The organism is Delftia sp. ZNC0008 (assembly GCF_000799035.1).
In the GTDB taxonomy this organism is placed as follows: domain Bacteria; phylum Pseudomonadota; class Gammaproteobacteria; order Burkholderiales; family Burkholderiaceae_C; genus Comamonas; species Comamonas tsuruhatensis.
The window spans coordinates 1-857 of sequence record NZ_JTKZ01000314.1; the positions used below are offsets into that span (position 1 = coordinate 1).

The 857-nt window shown below is 71.3% G+C and carries 1 protein-coding gene and 1 pseudogene; one reads left to right on the top strand and one right to left on the bottom strand.

Going from position 1 to position 857, the window contains the following annotated elements; all coding sequences use genetic code 11:
* Window positions 1-610: NAD-dependent epimerase/dehydratase family protein (locus L995_RS10430; protein ID WP_047471450.1), on the top strand; the 610-nt coding region annotated here is incomplete at its 5' end.
* Between the two features lies 1 nt (window position 611).
* On the opposite strand, the pseudogene L995_RS10435 reads toward L995_RS10430, so the two are convergent.
* Window positions 612-857: pseudogene (locus tag L995_RS10435) on the bottom strand (DUF4124 domain-containing protein); the annotation flags it as partial.

Sequence of the window (857 nt, forward strand, 5' to 3'; positions counted from 1 at the left end):
TTTGCTGCGCGTGCTGCGCCTTCGCGGCCGGCCGGCCAGCCTGGTCTATGGCTCGACCTCCGGCGTCTATGGGAACTGCGAGGGCGCCTGGATCGACGAAAGCCGCCCGCCCGCACCGGCCACGGCGCGTGCCCAGCGCCGCGTGAACGCCGAGCGAGCCGTGCGCTTTGCCGGGCGCGGCGGCCTGCGCGCCAGCATTCTGCGCATCCCGGGCATCTATGCGCCGGACCGGGAAAACGGCACGCCGCGCGGGCGCCTGCTGCGAGGGACCCCCCTGCTGTGCGCCGCAGAGGATGTCTATACCAACCACATCCATGCCGACGACCTGGCCCGCGCCTGCGTGCGGGCGCTGTGGCTCGGCCGGCCGCAGCGCATCTACCACGCCAGCGACGATACGCAGCTGCGCATGGGCGACTACTTCGACCTTGCGGCCGATCTCTATGGACTGCCGCGCCCCGCACGCATCACGCGCGAGCAGGCGCAGCGCGAGCTGCCGGCCAGCCTGCTGAGCTTCATGGGGGAGTCACGCCGCCTGCGCAACCAGCGCCTGAAGGAGGAGCTGGGCCTGAGATTGCGCTACCCGACCGTGGAGCAGGGGCTGCGCGCCTGAATCAGCGCGGGTGGATGCCGCCGTTGGTGTCGTAGCAGCGGAACACGTTGCAGTGCGAGATGGGGGCCGAAGGCGGCAGCGGCTGCGGCGGCACGGGGCGCCCTATGATCCACGGCCGGTTGATGGCGTTGGGCTGCAATGCGCGCGATTGCTGCAGCTGTTCATAGGCCTTGGGGCCCAGGCAGGCCATCTCCATCTGCTGCTGGGCGGCCTGGCTGCGCGGGCCCCAGGTGGCGGGATCGGGATT